Source organism: Moorena sp. (assembly GCF_982860115.1).
The window spans coordinates 1-2207 of the sequence record NZ_CEYLVT010000444.1; the positions used below are offsets into that span (position 1 = coordinate 1).

General features: G+C 39.2%; 2 protein-coding genes. Both read right to left on the reverse strand.

What is annotated here, in order from left to right:
• On the reverse strand, positions 1 to 589 hold a 589-nt coding region (locus AC4II3_RS32530; RefSeq protein ID WP_490723041.1), incomplete at its 3' end, for an AAA-like domain-containing protein.
• 196 nt (positions 590 to 785) lie between these two features.
• Positions 786 to 2102, reverse strand: coding sequence for an AAA-like domain-containing protein (locus AC4II3_RS32535; protein ID WP_488016929.1), 1317 nt, complete (start codon positions 2100 to 2102; stop codon positions 786 to 788).
• Positions 2103 to 2207 lie beyond the last annotated feature (105 nt).

Here is a 2207-nt window from a genome sequence, read left to right on the forward strand (position 1 = left end):
TGCGTTGTTTATCCTGAATTAAATCTGCAGCAGTTGCCACCCCCAGCAAACAAAACCTTAGACGATTGTAGGCTGGATTTTCTGATCTTTTATTGTAACACGCCCTAATTAAGGCAAAGAAATCATCTTTAAACGTAACTTTAATAATACTATCAATTTCATCCAGAAAAATAACAATCGGTTGACTTATTTCTTTTAGGATAACCGACTCAATAAACTCATCTAACCACTGCACTGGCGATAATTTTTCACGCTCTTTTAACCAAGGGATTACTTTGATTTTTGCGTTTAATTTAAAACTCTTGGCAAGACTTCTAATTAAACTGCCATACCACTGCTGGGAGGTTACTTGATTGCCAATCCTGGTAACATCAATAGACGCACAAGCGACTCCCGCTTTTGTTAGCTTTTCGATGGTTCGTACCCGTAAACTGGACTTACCCATCTGTCGGGAATTCAGCACATAACAAAATTCCCCAGCCATCAATGCCTGATAAAGCTCGTCATCAGCTTGTCGCGTCACATAAGTGGGTTCATATTGATGTAAACTACCCCCTACTTTGTAGACTGTTGATTCTTCATTGTTCATTGTTGGAAAGGGAAGAGGGAGCAGGGAGCAGGGAGCAGGGGTAATATCATTATTATCAACAGAGCAAGAAGTAGGATAAAAATGAGCAAAAATACCTTGACAGCCTTTTTCATAACTATGAGGTACACAGGATTTTTTCACTATTGCCTATTGCCTATTGCCTATTGCCTATTGCCTATTGCCTATTGCCTATTGCCTACTGCCTGTTCCCTAAAATGCGATCGCTAAAATACTGACGATACAAATTAAATCTCAAACTACAATCATTGCCATGGCGCTCAACCAGTCCAATACTTTCCAACTTCCAAGTGATAGTAGGATCCAGGCGCACGGGTTTGGGTGTAATAACTAATAGTTTAACAGGTTCCAGTAATTCGGGATGCTCTTGAATATTAGCTAATAATTCACGGAGATGACTGCTATAAATTCCTGCTTCTGTGGGGGCTAAAGCCAAAATGGTATTCAGTGTATTATCGGCTGCTTGGTGATTATTTAGATAATCAAACGCTTGGGACAATAAATAGGGATGTCCCCCCACTATACCCATCAGCTTAGTTACTGAATCCACAGACAAAGTCAACCCATAACTGTCGGCAAAGCTCTTTACCTGCTGATCACTAAATTCTACTAACTCTATAGTTAATCCCACATTAAATGGCGACTTATTGCTCTCTAAATTAATGTAAAATTCCGTGCCATGACTCACCACCAAGCGCAGTTTTTGCCAACTAGTGTTAAACTTGCCAGTTTCATGCCAACTACGGAGCAAGGGCAGAAAACCTTCAGCAATGTCTTGATACTGAAACACTCGATCAAGGTCATCCAAACACAACACTAACGGATTGTCTAAATACGCTAACAAATAATCTTCAAAGTAGGTTTTGCAGTTGTCTATACTGGTAAACAAACTATTATGCCAATAGGTCTGCCACTGATTAAGCAATTCCTTGGAAGATTTCAGTTGTTTACTAACTTGCCAGCAAAACGACTTTAAAAATATATCTAAGTTAGTGAAATCTAGCCCATTCATGTTTAAATAAACATTTTTATAACCCTGTTCTTCTCCATGAGCAATAATCTTCTGAATCAGTAAGGTTTTGCCCATCAGTTTCGGCGCTTTAATCCGAATTAACGCTGCTGGTTTGACAATTTTATGATAACAACGAGCTTCAATGGGTGGCCGCTCAATATAAATTTCTTGCTCAGCTCTAGGTCCAGGGGATAACTCGCAATCTATCTCGCAATCTATTAATACTTGTTCAGCCACTAATTCCGGCTTAGACCTATTAACGATTTCAACTAATTCACAACGACAATTAAAACCGTTAGCTTCAATACCAAAGTCTTTATATAGATTAGAAATATGCTTTCTTACCGTAGATATATTATTGACTTTTAGCACCTTGTCTTTGATTTCTTTATCTGTCATGCCACCCACCACCGCCTTCAACACTTGTTTCCTTATCGGAGGCATGTTATTATATTTTTCCTCGAAGGGTTCTTTACTAGTCATAGGCGAGCGATCCTTCCTAGGTAGTTTTCTGGTTAGTTTAGATTATTGTTGATAATAATGATATTCCCCCTACTCCCTACTCCCTACTCCCTACTCCCTGCTCCC

Coding starts and splice junctions, on each gene's coding strand:
- AC4II3_RS32535 (WP_488016929.1), bottom strand. CDS start 2,102: ATGACTAGTAAAGAACCCTTCGAGGAAAAATATAATAACATGCCTCCG.